Raw genomic sequence first — 15,820 nt, 5'->3', positions numbered from 1 at the left:
TCCGCGACCCGGCCTCCGGGTCAGCCATTGAGCCAGCTCTCCGTGATCCGGGCGATGCGCGGGCCGGCCTTGCCGTCCCACAGCGGCGGGACCTCGTGCTCGCCGGCCGGCGACGCCAGCACCTGCTCGACCGCGGACACGAGCCCGTCCGGGGTGACGAGGCGGTTCGTGCCGTGCGTGATGGTGATCGGCCGCTCGGTGTTGGGCCGCAGGGTCAGGCACGGGACGCCGAGGATGGTGGTCTCCTCCTGCACGCCGCCCGAGTCGGTGACGGCGGCGACGGCGCCGCGTACGACCGCGACGAAGTCGACGTAGCCGAGCGGCTCCAGCAGCGTCACGCGCGGGTGGTCGTCCAGCCCGGCCTCGGTCAGCACCCGGCGTCCGCGCGGGTGCACCGGCATGACCACGTCGGCCAGGTCGGCGATCTCGTGCAGCCGCTTGACCAGCCCGGCGGCGACCTGCGGGTCGTCGACGTTCGCCGGCCGGTGCAGCGTCGCGACGATGTAGCGCTCGGGCAGCCCGTGGGCGGCGCGCACCGCCTCGGTGTCGAAGGAGTCCAGGTGGGCGAGCAGCGTGTCGATCATCGGGTTGCCCACGAAGTGCACCCGGTCGACGTCCACGCCTTCGGCTGCGAGGTGCCCGACGGCCTCGGGGCTGGTGACGAACAGCAGGTTCGAGAGCTGGTCGACCAGCCGCCGGTTGACCTCCTCGGGCATGGTCATGTCGAAGCTGCGCAGCCCGGCCTCGACATGGGCGACCGGGATGTGCAGCTTGGCCGCGACCAGCGCGGCGGCGATGGTGGAGTTCACGTCGCCGTACACCATGACGAGCTCGGGTGAACGCTCGATGAACTCCTTCTCCAGCGCCACCATGATCGCCGCGGTCTGCGCGGCGTGGCTGCCGGAGCCCACCCCGAGGTTCACGTCCGGCTCGGGCAGGCCGAGCTCGCGGAAGAAGACCTCTGACATGCGTTCGTCGTAGTGCTGACCCGTGTGGATCAGGCGCTGCTCACGGTTGTGGGCGGCGATGACGGGGGCGGCCTTGACGAAGTTCGGCCGGGCGCCGAGGACGTGCGCGATCACGTTTGCCTCTCGTTCATTGAAGGTGCTTAGCCTCGCCCGCCATGCAGGTGGCCAAGATGATCTTTTTCTCCGCTGCGCTGGCCTGGCGGCACGCGCGCGACGACCCGCGGCGTGCGCTCCGGCTCGCCGTACGCCTGGCGCTCCGCGTCGTTCCGGGGAGGGTACGCCCTCGCCTGGCGACGTGGGCACGGCCGACTCCGAAGTCCGACGAGACGCGCGACCTGCGGGCCCTGCTCGCCGCCACCGGCACGACCGCGCCGAAGCGGGCCCTCGGACGGCGGGACCCCGCCCGCGTGCTGCACTTCGTCACGAACGCGCTGCCGGCCACCCAGGCCGGGTACACCGTGCGGACGCAGCGGATCGTCTCCGCCCAGCGGGAGCTGGGACTGGAACCGCACGTCGTGACCCGGCTCGGGCATCCGCTCGCCCAGGGCGTCACCGACGCGCGGCCGCGGGTCGACGTCGACGGCGTGACCTACCACCGTCTCCTGCCGTGGCTGCCGCCGCGCGGGCCGGTGCGCGAGATCCGCAAGGCCGCCGACCTGGCCGGCGGCCTCGTGGAGCGGCTCCGCCCCTCCGTGCTGCACGCGGCCAGCAACCACATGAACGCCGCCGTCGCGCTGGAGCTGCGCGACCGGTACGGCGTGCCGGTGGCCTACGAGGTGCGCGGCTTCCTGGAGGACTCCTGGCTGTCGCGCGACCCGGCGCGGACCGAGAACGATGAGTTCTACCGGCTCACCCGTGAGGTCGAGACGGCCCGGATGCGTTCGGCCGACCTCGTCGTCACGCTCGGCGAGGCGATGCGCGAGGAGATCGAGAGCCGCGGCGTGGGCAATGTGCTCGTCGTACCGAACGCCGTGGACGACTCGTTCCTCGCGCCCCTGCCGGACGCCGCGAAGCTCCGGGCCGAGCTGGGCATCGCACCCGGCGAGGTCGTGGTCGGGCTGACCTCGACGTTCTACGGCTTCGAGGGCATCGCCACGCTGATCGAGGCCGCCGCCCTGCGCCGGGACTTCGCCCTGCTGCTCGTCGGCGACGGGCCGGAGCGTCCGGCCCTGGAGCGCCGAGCGGCCGAGCTGGAGGTTCCCGCGATATTCACCGGCCGGGTGCCGGTCGATCAGGTACGTCGGTATCAAGCCGTCCTCGATGTGTTCGCGGTCCCGCGGACTGCGGACCGTGTCTGTCAGCTGGTGACTCCGCTGAAGCCCCTGGAGGCGATGGCAGGGGGAATCCCAGTAATAGCAAGTGATGTCAGAGCACTTCGCGAAATCATCGAACCAGGTGTGACGGGGACGTTAACACTTCCCGAAAACCCGGAAGCTTGGGCGAATCACCTGGACCAGCTCATTTACAGTCCCAGGACACGCGGTGAAATCGGACAGGCCGGCCGAGAGTGGGTCGCGGAATACCGGACCTGGCGGGCCGTAACGGCTCGCTATCTCACCCCTTATCGAGAAATCGCCTCATCTGCTTCCTGAAGGGAGCCACCTGGTGGACCTGGTGGTCATCGGACTCGGATACGTCGGCCTCCCGCTCGTGCGGGAGGCCTGCCGCGCCGGACTCAAGGTCGGCGGGCTGGATCTCGACGCACGCGTCGTGGCCGGGCTCAAGGCAGGGCTCTCCCACGTCGACGACGTCAGCCCGGCCGAGGTCGAGGACATGCTCGCGGCGGGCTTCACGCCCAGCCGGGAGGAGCCCGTCCTCGACGGCGCGCGCACCGTCGTGATCTGCGTGCCCACGCCCCTGTCGGCCGACGGCGGGCCCGACCTGACGGCCGTGCGGAAGGCCGCGCAGACGGTCGCGCGGCACCTGGAGCCCGGCACGCTGGTCGTCCTCGAGTCGACCACCTACCCGGGCACGACCGAGGAGGTCGTCGCGCCGATCCTGGAGGAGTCCGGCCTGACGGCGGGCGCCGAGTTCCACCTGGCCTTCTCGCCGGAGCGCATCGACCCGGGCAACCCGGTGTACGGCGTCAAGAACACCCCCAAGATCGTCGGCGGCATGACCCCGGGCTGCGCCCAGGCGGCCGCCGGGTTCTACGGCAAGTTCGTCGAGCACGTCGTGCAGGCCAAGGGCACGCGTGAGGCCGAGATGGCCAAGCTGCTGGAGAACACCTACCGGCACGTCAACATCGCCCTGGTCAACGAGATGGCGGTGTTCTGCCACGAGCTCGGCATCGACCTGTGGGACGCGATCGGGTGCGCGGCGACCAAGCCGTTCGGGTTCCAGGCGTTCTACCCGGGCCCCGGCGTCGGCGGCCACTGCATCCCGATCGACCCGAACTACCTGTCGTACAAGGTGCGCTCGCTCGGCTACCCGTTCCGCTTCGTCGAGCTCGCCCAGGAGATCAACGACCGGATGCCGCGGTACGTGGTCGAGCGGGCCCAGGCCCTGCTCAACCGCGAGGGCCGGGCGATGAAGAACGCCAAGGTCCTGCTGCTCGGCGTGACGTACAAGGCCGACATCGCCGACCAGCGCGAGTCGCCGGCGCGGCCGGTCGCGCGACGGCTGCGCAAGATGGGCGCGGACCTGACCTTCCACGACCCGCACGTGGAGGACTGGGAGGTCGACGGCGTCGCGGTGCCGCGCGCCCGCGTGCTCTACACGGCGCTGGCCGAGGCCGACCTCGTCGTCGTCCTGACGAACCACGCCGAGTACGACGCCGACACGCTGACCCGGCACGCGCGCCTGCTGTTCGACACCCGCGGCCGTACGCGGATGGTGGACGAGTCGGCCGCCGAGCGCGTCGAATTGTTGTGAACTGATGGCCGTACCGAATTCACCGAATGTTCGCCTTACCCCAACAGACTCGCGGTGAAGTGAAATCGATGCGGATATTCGTCTGTACGGTCGTGCACCATCCGGAGGACGCGCGAATTCTGCACCGGCAGATTCGAGCCTTGCTCGACGCGGGTCATGAGATCACCTACATGGCGCCTTTCCGCGCGTGCAATGTCACGCCCTGGCCGGAGATCGTTCCGGTGGACGTGCCGCGCGCGACCGGCCGGCGACGGCTGCACGCGCTGCGGATGGCGCGGCGCGTGCTGCGCGAACGCGGCGGGGAGGCCGACCTCGTCCTGCTGCACGATCCCGAACTGCTGCTCGGCGTGCCGCGCCGCCTGCGCTCACGCACCGTCTGGGACGTCCACGAGGACACCGCGGCGGCCCTGGGCGCCAAGGGCTGGCTGCCGGCGCCCATGCGCATACCGCTGCGGTTCGCCGTACGGCGGCTGGAGCGGCGTGCGGAACGCCGGATGAAGCTGCTGCTGGCCGAAGAGGGGTACCGCGCACGTTTCCGCGAGACCCACCTCGTCGTGCCGAACACCACGAACGTCCCGGACGTCCCGCCGGCGCCGCCCGGCGACGAGCGGGTGGTCTACGTCGGGCAGCTCTCGATGGCCCGCGGCGCCGCCGACCTGATCGAACTCGCGCGGATCCTCCAGGCCGACGGGATCACCCTGGAGCTCATCGGCGCGGCCGACGCGGGCGTACGGCCGCTGCTGCGCGAGGCACAGCGGACCGGTCTGCTGCGCTGGTACGGCTTCGTGCCGAACGACCGGGCGCTGCGCATGGCCGAAGGCGCCATCGCGGGGCTCGCGCTGCTGCACGACTCGCCGAACTACCGGCACTCGATGCCGACGAAGGTCGTGGAGTACATGGCGCGGGGCCTGCCGGTCGTCACCACGCCCAACCCGATCGCCGCGGAGATCGTCAACGAGAGCGGCTGCGGCCTGGTCGTGCCGTTCCAGGACCCGGTGGCCACGGCGGCGGCGGTCCGCCGGCTCCGCGACGACGCCGCGCTGCGCCTGGACATGGGCAAACGGGGTCACGAGGCGGCGCGCGCCCGCTTCCACTGGCCCGAACAGGCACGCCTGTTCGTCGCCCAGCTCGAGGATTGGGCCTCCGCGAAGGCCTGAGCGCGCGGGCGGGCTAGTAGTGCTACTAGGGCGCGGCGCGGAGCCGGGCGGCGACCAGGTTGGCCAGGCCCGAGGCCATGCTCGGTATGCCGGAGGTGACCGTCACGATCGTGCGGTCCACCCGCATCACCACCGTCCCCGACGGCACGCCCAGCCCGTACGCCGCGTCGCCGGCCTTCACCGGGTCACGGACGCCGTTCTGCGTGTCACGGGCCGCCCAGAACAGGGCCGTGGCCGTGCTCTCGTCGGCCGCGACCCACTGGACCGTGACCGACACGGCGGCCGCCTCGCGTTCGGGACCGTCCGACGCCCGGCGCTTCTGGTGGCGCAGGCGGTAGGTACAGCCGACCCGCAGGCGCAGGCCCTCGACGTGTGCGGTGGTCGGTTCCGCCGCGTATCCGCGTGGCAGGTCGTGCTTGGTCAGCAGGGAGCACGCCTCGGGCCACTCCCGCGCCGGCACGCCTGCCAGCTCCGGCGGCCCCGACCCGCGGATCCCGCCGCGCAGGGCGACCAGCCGCGCCCCGCCGAACGGGCGCGGGCGCGCGGTCGGCACGGCCACGTACAGCAGTCCGCCGCCGGCGGCGAGCCAGGGCCGTACGCCGTCCAGGCCCGGGCGGGTCACCAGCGGCGCGGGCACCGTGGTGCCGGCGCCGGTGGCCGGGTCGATGACGTCGATCCCGGCGGGCAGCAGCGGATCGGCGAGCCGGGAGCGCAGGCCGTACACCAGGCCGCCCGACACCGACAGCGCGGTGTACCCGGACATGTCGCGGCGCCAGGACAGCCCCCCGGAGCCGATGTCGATCGACTCCAGCCTCCGCGTCTCGGTGCCGTTCTCCGGTCCGCGGGCCAGGTCGTAGGCGATGAGCAGATGCCCACCTGTGACCACGGCCGGGCACATCTCGCGGCAGACGTCCTCTCCCCTGCGGACGAGGAACTCCCGGCCGCCCCGGTCGTAGGCGTGCAGGCCGGTGCCGTCGAAGACGGCGGTCACGTCGCCGCTGACCGACACCGCGGGGTGCGCGGCGTTCGTCGTGAACAGGGTGCGCCCCGTGCGCGGGTCGAGCGCCAGCGTGCGGTCGCGCGCGCCGCAGTCGAGGCCGAACGCGGCGACGCTGTCGCTGGCCGACGAACCGTACGGGACGGCCTCGGGCAGCAGGCAGCCGTGCGCGAGGCGTTTGCTCCACACGCGCCGGCCGGTCGCCGCGGCACGGCCGTACAGCGTGTGCCGACCGTCCTCGGTGACGATGACCACACCGCCGCCCGCCGGCCAGCGCAACGTGGTGCGCTCGGTCGCGGCCGGCACGTCGCCGCGCTGGCGCCAGAGCAGTGTGCCGCTGACCGCGTCGAGGCCGACCATGAGGCGGTTGCCGCGGTGGCCGGTGCGCTCGAGGTAGGCGACGACCACGTGACCGGTGCGCGCCCACCCCAGCAGGGACCACTGCCCGCGGTAGTAGTGCCAGCGCTCACGGCCCGTACGCGCGTCGCGGACGGTGAGGCCGTGGCCGGACACGACGACGAGCTCTCCGTCCATGATCGTGTAGGCGACCCGGTCGTAGGCGGGCAGCTCGCTGTCGGCCACCGGAGTGCTGAGCTGCCAGCTCAGCGTGACCGGACCGGGTGGTGGCCCCAGGTCGGCGAGCGGCGGTCGCGGGGCGTGGGTCACGGTGCGGTTCACCTGCCACCACTCCGCCTGGAGGATGAGCCGGTCGGCGAGGATCGCTCCGCAGATGACGGTGACCAAGGTCGCGACAACCCCGGGCACGGCGCGCCAACGGCTCCGTGCGGACTCGACCGTGACCACCTCCAAATCCCGGGACTGCCGAGCGTACGGGGTTCGGACGCTCGCCACCGATGATGGCGGCACGAGGGCGCCGGTCAAGGCGATTCGGCCGACGGCGGACCGGGACCGTACGGGGCGCGATCATGCGCGCGCCCCGGTCAGGCGAGGCTCGGACGGCGTAAAACGTTGATCAAGTAACCGAATTCTCAGGTGAGCGTTACGTAGCCTTCATGTGGTACGTCTGTCGTTTTTTACCGGTTATCTGACGCTATCCTCGCTTGCACCTATCAGACAGAGGACGGACCCAAGTTGTACAACGTCGCAGTCGTCCTGGCAGGTGGCACGGGGCAGCGGATGGGGCTCGAGATCCCCAAACAGCTCGTCAAGATCGCCGGCAAGCCGATCATGCAGCATACGCTGCAGGTTTTTCAGAGCGCGCCGCAGATCGACGAGATCATCGTCGCCATGACCCCCGGTTTCACCGCCGATGCCGAGGCCATAGTCGCCGCCGCCGGATGTACGAAGGTCTCCCGCGTCATCGAGGGCGGCGCCACCCGGACCGAGACCACCATGCGCGCGATCGAAGCGGTCGGCGCCACCGCCCCCGAGGCGAACGTCCTGTTCCACGACGCCGTCCGGCCGTTCATCGACCACCGCGTCATCGAGGACTGCGTCACGGCCCTGGAACGGTACGAGGCCGTCGACGTGGCGATCCCCTCGGCCGACACGATCATCAAGGTGGACGACTACGGCGGCACGGTCATCAAGGACGTGCCCCGCCGCGACCTGCTGCGCCGCGGTCAGACGCCGCAGTGCTTCCGCCTGTCGACGATCCGCGAGGCGTACGAACTCGCGCTCGCCGACCCGGACTTCACCGGCGGGAAGGTCACCGCGACCGACGACTGCAGCGTCGTGCTCCGCTACCTGCCCGACGTGCCGATCGTCGTCGTGCCCGGCAGCGAGCAGAACATGAAGGTCACCCACCCGGTCGACGTGTTCCTCGCCGACAAGCTGTTCCAGCTGTCCTCCCAGGCGCCGCCGCCGTCGCCGGAGGACGACGGTGACTACGAGAGCCGCCTGAGCGGCAAGACCGTCGTCGTCTTCGGCGGCAGCCAGGGCATCGGCGCCGACATCGCCGAGCTGACCCGGTCCTTCGGCGCCAAGGTGTACTCCTTCTCGCGGTCGGAGACCGGCACGCACGTGGAGAACCCGCAGGACATCGAGAACGCCCTGGCCAAGGCGTACGGCGAGACGGGCCGCATCGACTACGTCGTCAACACCGCGGGCGTCCTGCACACCGGCCGCCTCGACGAGATCGACGAGGCGATCATCGACGAGTCGCTGCGGATCAACTACCTCGGCCCGCTGCGGGTCGCGCGGGCGGCCATCGGCTATCTCCGCGAGACCAAGGGCCAGCTGCTGCTCTACACCTCCAGCAGCTACACGCGCGGCCGCGCCGGCTACAGCCTCTACTCCTCGGCCAAGGCCGCCACCGTCAACCTGACCCAGGCCCTGGCCGACGAGTGGGCCGACGACGGGGTGCGCGTCAACTGCATCAACCCCGAACGCACCGCCACGCCGATGCGGACGCGCGCGTTCGGCCAGGAGCCGCCCGGCACGCTGCTGGCCTCCCGCGACGTGGCGATGACCTCGATCGACGTGCTCATCTCCGGACTGACCGGCCACACGGTCGACATCCGCCGCCACGACCCGACGGCGGTCACCCGATGACTCACCCGTTGGTACGGGCCGTGGCCGGGCCCGCGCTCGTCCTGTCCTATCCCGCGACGGTCGTGGCCGCGCTGTGGCCGAACACCTGGGCCTTCGCCGCCACCGCGCTGATCGCCTACGTCGCCGACGCGGTCGCCTCGCGTGACGAACTCCCCGTCACCGAGCGGCTCGCCCAGACCCACACCGGCGTGACCGTGCGGTTCCTCATCCGCGAGCTCGCCGTGCTCCTGCTGCTGGTGCGGGAGGGCCACGCGGGAGACACCGTCTTCGCCGTCCTGGCGCTGGGCCTGCTCGGCCTGCACGCGCTGCGCGGCGTGTACTCCGGGCTCACCCTCTACGTCATCCGACGCCGGCGGCTCCCCGTCGTCACGCGCGGCATCGACCTCACCGCTCTGCGCATCCCGGACGCCCCGAGCCCGCAGCTGACCACCCGGCACTCGCGCACGATGCTGCACCTCGACGTGCTGCCGGTCATGCTCGGCGGGCTCTTCGGGCTGCGAGCCGGGGTGAGCGGGCTGGCCACGGCGTACGTCCTCGGCCTCGTCGCGTTCGCGATCATGGCGCGGCACGCCGTGCGCAACCGCCACCTCGGTGACGAGAACCGGGTCTTCGACCTGGTCAACGAGCGGCTGGCGGAGCTGCGGCCGGAGGTCGCGCTGTACTTCTCCGGCTCGGCGGACTCCGCCTACCAGGCCAACATGTGGCTCTCCACGATGGACGAACTCGATCACCGGGCAGTGATCATCCTGCGGGAGCGCGTCATGGTGCCGCTGCTGGGCCGTACGAAGACGCCGGTGCTGTGCGTGCCCAAGGCGATGGACATGGTGCGGCTCGACCTGTCCTCGATCCGCACCGCGCTGTACCCGGCCAACGTCGGCAAGAACCTCCACATGCTGCGGATGTCCGGCATCCGGTCGGCCTTCATCAACCACGGCGACAGCGACAAGCCGGCGAGCTTCAACCCGTTCGCCCGCGCGTACGACGAGGTCTGGGTGGCCGGGCCGGCCGGGCGCGAGCGGTACCTGACCATGCGTACCGGCGTACGGGACGAGGACATCGTCGAGGTCGGCCGGCCGCAGCTCGCGCCGATCGACGCCTCCGGCCGCAACCCGGACCCGATGTTCACCGTCCTGTACGCCCCCACCTGGGAGGGCTGGTCGGACGACCTGGCGCACAGCTCGGTCGCGACGATGGGCCCGGCGATCGTCCGGGCGCTGCTGGAGCACGCGCCGCAGGTCCGGGTGGTCTACAAGCCGCACCCGCTCACCGGCACCCGCGACCCGAAGGCGATCGAACGCCACGAGGAGATCGTCGCGATGATCGAGCGGGCCAACGCGGGACGCCCGGCGAGCGGCGGCGAGCACGCCGACCGGCTCAAGGCGCTGTCCCGGCGGCTGGACGCCCTCGCCGGCGACGAGACCGCCGGCGACGAGGCCCAGCTCACCCGCGACAGCGCCGCGGCCGGCACGTCCGACGAATGGCGCCAGACCGAGGAGGCGTGGACCGCGGCGTACTGGCAGGCCGGCGGCCCGCAGCGGCACCGCGTCATCACCGGTCCGCGGCCGCACGTGTACGACTGCTTCAACCACGCCGACCTGCTCATCACCGACATCTCCAGCGTGGCGGGCGACTTCATCGTCAGCGGCAAGCCGTACGCGGTGACGAACGTCAAGGGGCTGAGCGGCGAGGAGTTCCGGCAGCTGTTCCCGACGGCGGCCCTCGCGGCGTACCTCATCGGGCCCGGCTGCGCCGAGATCGGGCAGATCCTCGCGCACGCGCAGGCCGAGGGCCCCGACCCGCTCGCCGAGCGGCGGCGGGAGCTGCGCGCCCACCTGCTCGGGCCCGACGGCCTCGACTCCGCCAAGCGGTTCGACGCGGCCGTCTCCGCGCTCGCCGCCAAGTCCCTCACCCGCACCGACGACGATCGGCCAGCAGCTTGAATCCGTCCAGCATCCTCTCCAAGATCGGCCGGCGCTTCGGAGGCGACACGGCCGGACCCGCCATCGCCGGCGGCCTCGTCCTGTCGTACGCGCTTCTCGTCGTCGCCGCCGTGTGGCCGAGCGCCCTGTTCGTCGCCGTGTTCGCGCTGACCGGCTACGTCGCCGAGGCGTTTCTGGTCCGCCGCGCGCTGTACTTCAACGCCGCGCTGAGCCAGGTCGGTCTCGGCGTGACGCTGCGCGCGACCGTCCGCGACGTGGCCGTGCTGGTCATGCTGGCCCGGTCGGCGACGCTGTCCGCCGGCTGGTTCACCACGGTCGCGGGCACGCTGGTGCTGCTGCACGTCCTGCGCGCGGTGCACTCCTGTCTCGCCGTCGTCGTCATCGAACGGCGCCGGCTCCCGGTGATCACTCGGGGCATCGACCTGACGCGGCTGCGCCTTCCCGCGCCGCCGCCCGCATCGGTGCGGGAGCACCGGTCGATGATCTACCTCGACGTGCCGGTGGTGGCGGGCGCGGTGCTCACCGTCGGGCTGGAGACCCCGGGACCGGTCGCCGCCGGGCTCGCGGTGGCGCTGGCGGCCGGCCTGGTCGCGCTCGTCCTCGCCGCCGTGCACATCCGGCTCAACCGGCAGCTGGCCGACCGCGAGCGGGTGCTCAAGGACGTCGCCGAGGAGATCGCCGCGTACGGGCCGGAGGTCGTGCTGTACTTCTCCGGCGCCGACGACTGCATGTACCAGGTCAACATGTGGCTGGAGACGTTCGACCGGCTGCCGCACAAGAAGATGATCATCATGCGGGAGCGGAACAACATGCCGCTGCTCGGCCGCACGTCCTCGCCGGTCCTGTGCTTCCCCGGCGGCACCGAGATGATGAACTTCCCGATGCCCGAGACCACCCGGGTCGCCCTGTTCCCGGCCAACGCCGGCAAGAACATCCACATGCTGCGGCTGCCGGACATCGGCTGCGTGTTCATCGGCCACGGCGACAGCGACAAGGCGGCCAGCTTCAGCCCGTTCAGCAAGGTCTACGACGAGGTCTGGGTCGCCGGGCCGGCCGGGCGCGAGCGCTACCGGCGCAGCGACGCGGGCGTGCGCGACGACGAGATCGTCGAGGTCGGCCGGCCGCAGCTCGCGCCGATCGACACCTCCGGCGTCACCCCGGACCCGATGTTCACCGTCCTGTACGCCCCCACCTGGGAGGGCTGGACCGGCGACCCGTACCACACGTCGGTCGCGGTGATGGGCGTCAAGCTGGTCCGCGCGCTGCTGGACCACGCGCCGCACATCCGGCTGCTGTACAAGCCGCACCCGATGGCCGGCAAGAACGACCCCGCCGTACGCCGCGCGCACAGCAAGATCGTCAGCATGATCGCCGAGGCGAACGCGGCCCGCGACGCGAGCGGTCAGTGGCCGGCCGACCCGGCCCGCGACGCCGCGGCCCGGCGCGACCTGGAGGCGCTGACCGCGAGGCTGGCGGCGCTGGGCCGGGAGTCGAGCCGCGGAGCCGACGAGGCGGAGGAGTCACGGCGCGCGGCCGAGCCGGACCTTGCGGGCGACGCCCTGTGGCGCGACACCGCGGCCGGGTGCGAACAGGCGTACTGGGCGTCCGAGGGCTGGTGGCGGCACCGCGTGGTGACCGGCACGATCCCGCACCTGTACTCGTGCTTCAACCGGGCCGACCTGCTCATCACCGACATCTCGAGCGTCGTCGCCGACTTCATCGCGAGCGGCAAGCCGTACGCGGTGACGAACGGCGCGAACCTGCCGGACGGCGAGTTCCGCACCCAGAACCCGAGCGCGTCGGCGGCCTACCTCATCGGCCGCGACTGCGCGAGCCTGAAGGACGTGCTGACGGCCGTGACGGCGGAGGGCGAGGACCCGATGTCCGACCGCCGGCGGGCGCTGAAGCACGACCTGCTGGGCGCCGACGAGCCGGACGCGATGACCCGCTTCACCGACGCCGTGAACGCGCTGGCCGCCAAGCGCACCCGCACCGCCCTGGAGTCGGCCGACAGGGCCTGAGCGTCCACCACCGCCCGCCGAGGCGGCACGACGAGTTCTTCGGCTGATCGCCGTCAGAGCTCGTCGGCCGTCTCGGCGGTCGCGTTTCTCCCTCGACCGGACCGGACCGGGCCGCGCGGCCCGGATCCCCGGCCGGGTCGACGCCGTCCACCTGGCCGCCGCCGTCTCGGCGGGCCGGTCGGATCCGCCGCCGGAACCACCGCCGACCACCAGGCATCGACCGGTGTCCGCACCACCTTCCCCGGCCTCGCTCCGGCCGGTCACCTCTACGTCCTGAGCTCCCGAAACCTGGCGGCGTGAACAGCTTCGGCGGGATCGGTGAAGGAGGTTGTCCGACCATGCTACGGAGGTAGCCGATGACTGAGTCTTCTCGACCATGGCAGTGGTGAGCCGGATGCTCCCGACCGAGGTCAGCGATGCCGCGATCATCGAGCGGTCCGTGCGGGAGCCAGAGGATTTCGCCGCCGTCTTCGCACGGCACTACGCGCCGATTCACGGCTTCGCCGGCCAGCGGCTCGGGCCGGGTCTGGCCGACGATGTGGCCGCCGAGACGTTCCTGATCGCGTTCGACCGGCGGGATCGCTACGACCTGTCCCGTGCGGACGCCCGGCCCTGGCTGTACGGGATCGCCACCAATCTGATCGCTCGGCACCGCCGGGCGGAGGTGCGGCAGTACCGGGCGCTCGCGCGCGCCGGCGCCGAGGGGATCTACGAGAGCCACGCCGACCGGGTGGTGACACGGCTGGACGCGGAAGCGCACCGGGGCCCGCTGATGGCGGCGCTGGCGAAGCTGCGGGACGGCGATCGAGACGTGTTGCTACTGGTCGCCTGGGCCGAACTGACTTCCGAGGAGGCGGGCGAGGCGCTCGGCATTCCGGCCGGGACCGCACGATCCCGGCTGCACCGTGCCCGGAAGAAGATCCGGGCCGCGATGGGCCAGACCGAACCGACGAGTGAAGAGGACCGCTGACCATGAACGACGACCTCACGACGCTTCGCGCCCTTCGCCCGAACACCGCACCGCCCTCCACCGAGGCGCGTACCGCCGCCCACGCGGCGCTGATGGAGCGAGCCGCGTCCTCCGCGCCCGTGCGCGGCCGCACACGCCGGCTCCGCCCCTCGCGGGTGGGCCTGCGGCTCGCCGTGGCCGGCGGGCTGGCCACCGCCGCCGCGGCGGTGACCGTGGCCGTCGGCCTGGGCGGGGCAGACGGCGACAACGGTCCCCGCACCGTCCCGACCAGCGGGCCGGTGGCCGATGTCCAGACCGTGCTCTACCAGGCGGCGGACCGCACGGGCTCCCGTCCGTTCACCCCGCCCCGGCCGGGCCAGTGGACCTACCTCGAGACCCGGTACACCTCGCCGGGCAAGCCGCCGATCGGCGGGGTACAGACCCCGAAGTCGCCGCTGAAGACCCGGGTCGACCGGCTCTGGACCCGGATCGACGGAACGCGGGTGGCCCAGTACGACCACGGCAGGCTGACGGTCGCACCGACCGGTGCGGGCGCCATGCCGCCGGTGGACTACGGGTCCGTGACCAAGATCCCGCTTGACCCGGACGCGCTGATCGCCTGGGCCAAGAAGGGAGCGCCGGCCGGCGTCCGGCCCGGCAGCCCCGCTGACGCGAGCGACGCCCAGACCTTCGGAATACTCGCCTCGTTGCTGAACGACAACCTCGTGCCGCCCCGGCAGGAGGCCGCGGTCTACCGCGCGATGGCGAAGATTCCCGGCGTCACCCTCGAAAGGCGGACGGTGGACGTCGCCGGCCGCCCCGCCCTGGCCGTCTCCCGGATCGTTGAGGGCTACCTCCGTCAGGAGGTGCTGCTGGACCGTACGTCCTACGCGTATCTCGGTGAGCGAAGCGTCGTGGTCAAGGATCACACCGGTGACGCGGGCACCGGCGAGAACGGCACCTGGAAGGTCGAGAAGGGCACGATCGACGTCTTCTCGGTCCGTCTCGCGGCGGCCTTCGTCGACAAGCCCGGCCAGCGCCCCTGACCTTCTTTCGCGGGGCGTCCACGGACGCCCCGCGAAAGTGCGTGCACGCTCAGATGATCGGGCGGTTGCCCCGGCAGGCGCCGAACCACGGACGCAGCGAGGACGGCCTGCGGACCGCAGCCGGGTACTGAAACACGACGAGCTCTAACGGCGATCAGCCGAAGAGCTCGTCGGCCGCCTCGACGGTCGCGGCGCGCGCTACCCAGGTCTGGAGTTGGGTAAGGTCGCGGCAGCCACTGATGCGCTTTTTCTGTTCCTCTGTGAGGAGAAGGCCCCGGACCTGCAAGATCGTCAGTACGGCTTCAGCCTTGGCCGCGGCTCGTCCTTCGGCCCTTCCCTTGGCTTCGGCGTTTCGGAAGGTTTCGCTGTAGAACTCGGATTCGGTCATCATGAGCGCCTCCAAGGCGTCGCGGGCGGCTTGGGGAACGACGGCGAGGACGCAGTCGACGTAGCGGCGGGCGAGCTGGCGGTCGGCGTCGGCGATGAGGTCCGTGCCGTCCGATGCCGCCCGCAACACTTTCATACCCTCGGGGCCGTCGCCGTGGAACATCGCCGACAGCACCCCCATCGGCGGGTTGGCCAGGAAGTCCTTCGGGTCGGTCAGTTCCGGCACGTTGTCCGCTTGCAGGACCAGCGGGGTGAGGGTGTGGCCGGGATGGCCGGTCTCGATGGTCGTGGCGCACCATTCGGCGACACTACGTTCCGGGGCGATCACCAGGAGCATGACGGGGCACCGCTCGCGGGCGCGGAGTGTGGCGATGTACAGCGGCCAGCTCCATGGCTTCTCCTTGTCCGGCCGGCGCTGGACCTCCACCACGACGCCGCACCTGCCAGAGTCGAGTTCTAACAGGACGGCCGCGTCGCCGGTGTACTCAGTGGTCTTGAGGTCGGTGAAGGACTCCGAGCAGTGTGACGCTCCCCGGACGTCCGGCAGGTCCACGCCGATTTTGCCGACGAGGTCGGCCGCGAGTGCGGGGCTCCAGCGGAACAGCTCGGCGAGGACGTCGTGTTCTTGTGTCGGCATACCGAAGACACTAATAGTGGTCATCCGCTTACGGTGGGTAAACGGCAAAATCATTTTCCCAGTAATCGGGTGAGGTCGTCCGCCTTGTCGCTGATCCCCAGGCGACGGTAAAGGTCCAGAGCCGTGGTGAAATGCCGGTGGGCGGCGGTGGGGTCGGCGGCGATCAGGCCGAGTTCGGTGTGCGCCTCGGCCTGTCCGCGACGGTGGCTGATGTCGGTGCTCAGGTTCAGGGCCGCACTCGCGTGCCGTTGCGCGGCATCGGTGTCGCCGGCCTCGCGGTCGAGCGTCGCGAACGCTCGATGTGTGTCGGCCGCGTTCATCAGGTCGCCC

General features: G+C 71.5%; 12 protein-coding genes. 8 read left to right on the top strand and 4 right to left on the bottom strand.

Going from position 1 to position 15,820, the window contains the following annotated elements; all coding sequences use genetic code 11:
• Nucleotides 1-20: 20 nt before the first annotated feature.
• Nucleotides 21-1,079: a non-hydrolyzing UDP-N-acetylglucosamine 2-epimerase gene (wecB, locus tag QSK37_RS25615; RefSeq protein WP_285626176.1), complete on the bottom strand. Its 1,059-nt coding sequence runs from the start codon at nucleotides 1,077-1,079 to the stop codon at nucleotides 21-23.
• A gap of 59 nt (nucleotides 1,080-1,138) precedes the next feature.
• Here wecB and QSK37_RS25610 point away from each other — a divergent pair, with 59 nt between their 5' ends.
• From QSK37_RS25610 to QSK37_RS25600, 3 genes are all read left to right on the top strand, one after another.
• Nucleotides 1,139-2,560: a glycosyltransferase family 4 protein gene (locus QSK37_RS25610; RefSeq protein ID WP_285625668.1), complete on the top strand. Its 1,422-nt coding sequence runs from the start codon at nucleotides 1,139-1,141 to the stop codon at nucleotides 2,558-2,560.
• A gap of 13 nt (nucleotides 2,561-2,573) precedes the next feature.
• Nucleotides 2,574-3,842 carry a nucleotide sugar dehydrogenase gene (locus QSK37_RS25605; RefSeq protein ID WP_285625666.1) on the top strand — a complete coding sequence of 423 codons (1,269 nt, stop codon included), beginning with the start codon at nucleotides 2,574-2,576 and terminating at the stop codon, nucleotides 3,840-3,842.
• Nucleotides 3,843-3,910: 68 nt separating this feature from the next.
• The gene (locus tag QSK37_RS25600; protein ID WP_285625663.1) at nucleotides 3,911-4,999 is read left to right on the top strand and encodes a glycosyltransferase; all 1,089 of its coding nucleotides are present in this window, start codon (nucleotides 3,911-3,913) and stop codon (nucleotides 4,997-4,999) included.
• A gap of 25 nt (nucleotides 5,000-5,024) precedes the next feature.
• Here QSK37_RS25600 and QSK37_RS25595 read toward each other — a convergent pair whose 3' ends face one another.
• Complete coding sequence (locus tag QSK37_RS25595; protein WP_285625661.1) at nucleotides 5,025-6,761, bottom strand: outer membrane protein assembly factor BamB family protein; 1,737 nt, start codon at nucleotides 6,759-6,761, stop codon at nucleotides 5,025-5,027.
• Between the two features lie 327 nt (nucleotides 6,762-7,088).
• Between QSK37_RS25595 and QSK37_RS25590 the strand changes: the two genes are divergently transcribed.
• From QSK37_RS25590 to QSK37_RS25570, 5 genes are all read left to right on the top strand, one after another.
• Nucleotides 7,089-8,510 (top strand): bifunctional cytidylyltransferase/SDR family oxidoreductase, encoded by a 1,422-nt coding sequence (locus QSK37_RS25590; RefSeq protein WP_285625659.1) that lies wholly within the window; start codon nucleotides 7,089-7,091, stop codon nucleotides 8,508-8,510.
• A complete protein-coding gene (locus QSK37_RS25585; protein ID WP_285625656.1) occupies nucleotides 8,507-10,450 on the top strand; it encodes a hypothetical protein in 1,944 nt (647 codons plus the stop codon). Before QSK37_RS25590 ends, QSK37_RS25585 begins: the two co-directional genes overlap by 4 nt.
• Nucleotides 10,447-12,471: a hypothetical protein gene (locus QSK37_RS25580; protein WP_285625654.1), complete on the top strand. Its 2,025-nt coding sequence runs from the start codon at nucleotides 10,447-10,449 to the stop codon at nucleotides 12,469-12,471. The genes QSK37_RS25585 and QSK37_RS25580 overlap by 4 nt, the downstream gene beginning before the upstream one ends.
• A 376-nt stretch (nucleotides 12,472-12,847) precedes the next feature.
• Complete coding sequence (locus tag QSK37_RS25575) at nucleotides 12,848-13,441, top strand: RNA polymerase sigma factor (protein ID WP_285625651.1); 594 nt, start codon at nucleotides 12,848-12,850, stop codon at nucleotides 13,439-13,441.
• A gap of 2 nt (nucleotides 13,442-13,443) precedes the next feature.
• Nucleotides 13,444-14,466, top strand: a complete 1,023-nt coding sequence (locus tag QSK37_RS25570) for a CU044_5270 family protein (RefSeq protein WP_285625649.1) — start codon at nucleotides 13,444-13,446, stop codon at nucleotides 14,464-14,466.
• A gap of 154 nt (nucleotides 14,467-14,620) precedes the next feature.
• On the opposite strand, the gene QSK37_RS25565 is transcribed toward QSK37_RS25570, so the two are convergent.
• Complete coding sequence (locus tag QSK37_RS25565) at nucleotides 14,621-15,544, bottom strand: RpnC/YadD family protein (RefSeq protein ID WP_285625646.1); 924 nt, start codon at nucleotides 15,542-15,544, stop codon at nucleotides 14,621-14,623.
• Complete coding sequence (locus tag QSK37_RS25560; RefSeq protein WP_285625644.1) at nucleotides 15,541-15,810, bottom strand: hypothetical protein; 270 nt, start codon at nucleotides 15,808-15,810, stop codon at nucleotides 15,541-15,543. The genes QSK37_RS25565 and QSK37_RS25560 overlap by 4 nt, the downstream gene beginning before the upstream one ends.
• Nucleotides 15,811-15,820 lie beyond the last annotated feature (10 nt).

Origin of the sequence: Actinoallomurus iriomotensis, from assembly GCF_030269445.1 — a bacterium.
Lineage (GTDB): Bacteria > Actinomycetota > Actinomycetes > Streptosporangiales > Streptosporangiaceae > Actinoallomurus > Actinoallomurus iriomotensis.
The sequence above is the reverse complement of the archived record's forward strand: the minus strand, read 5'-3'. Positions and strand labels throughout refer to the sequence as shown.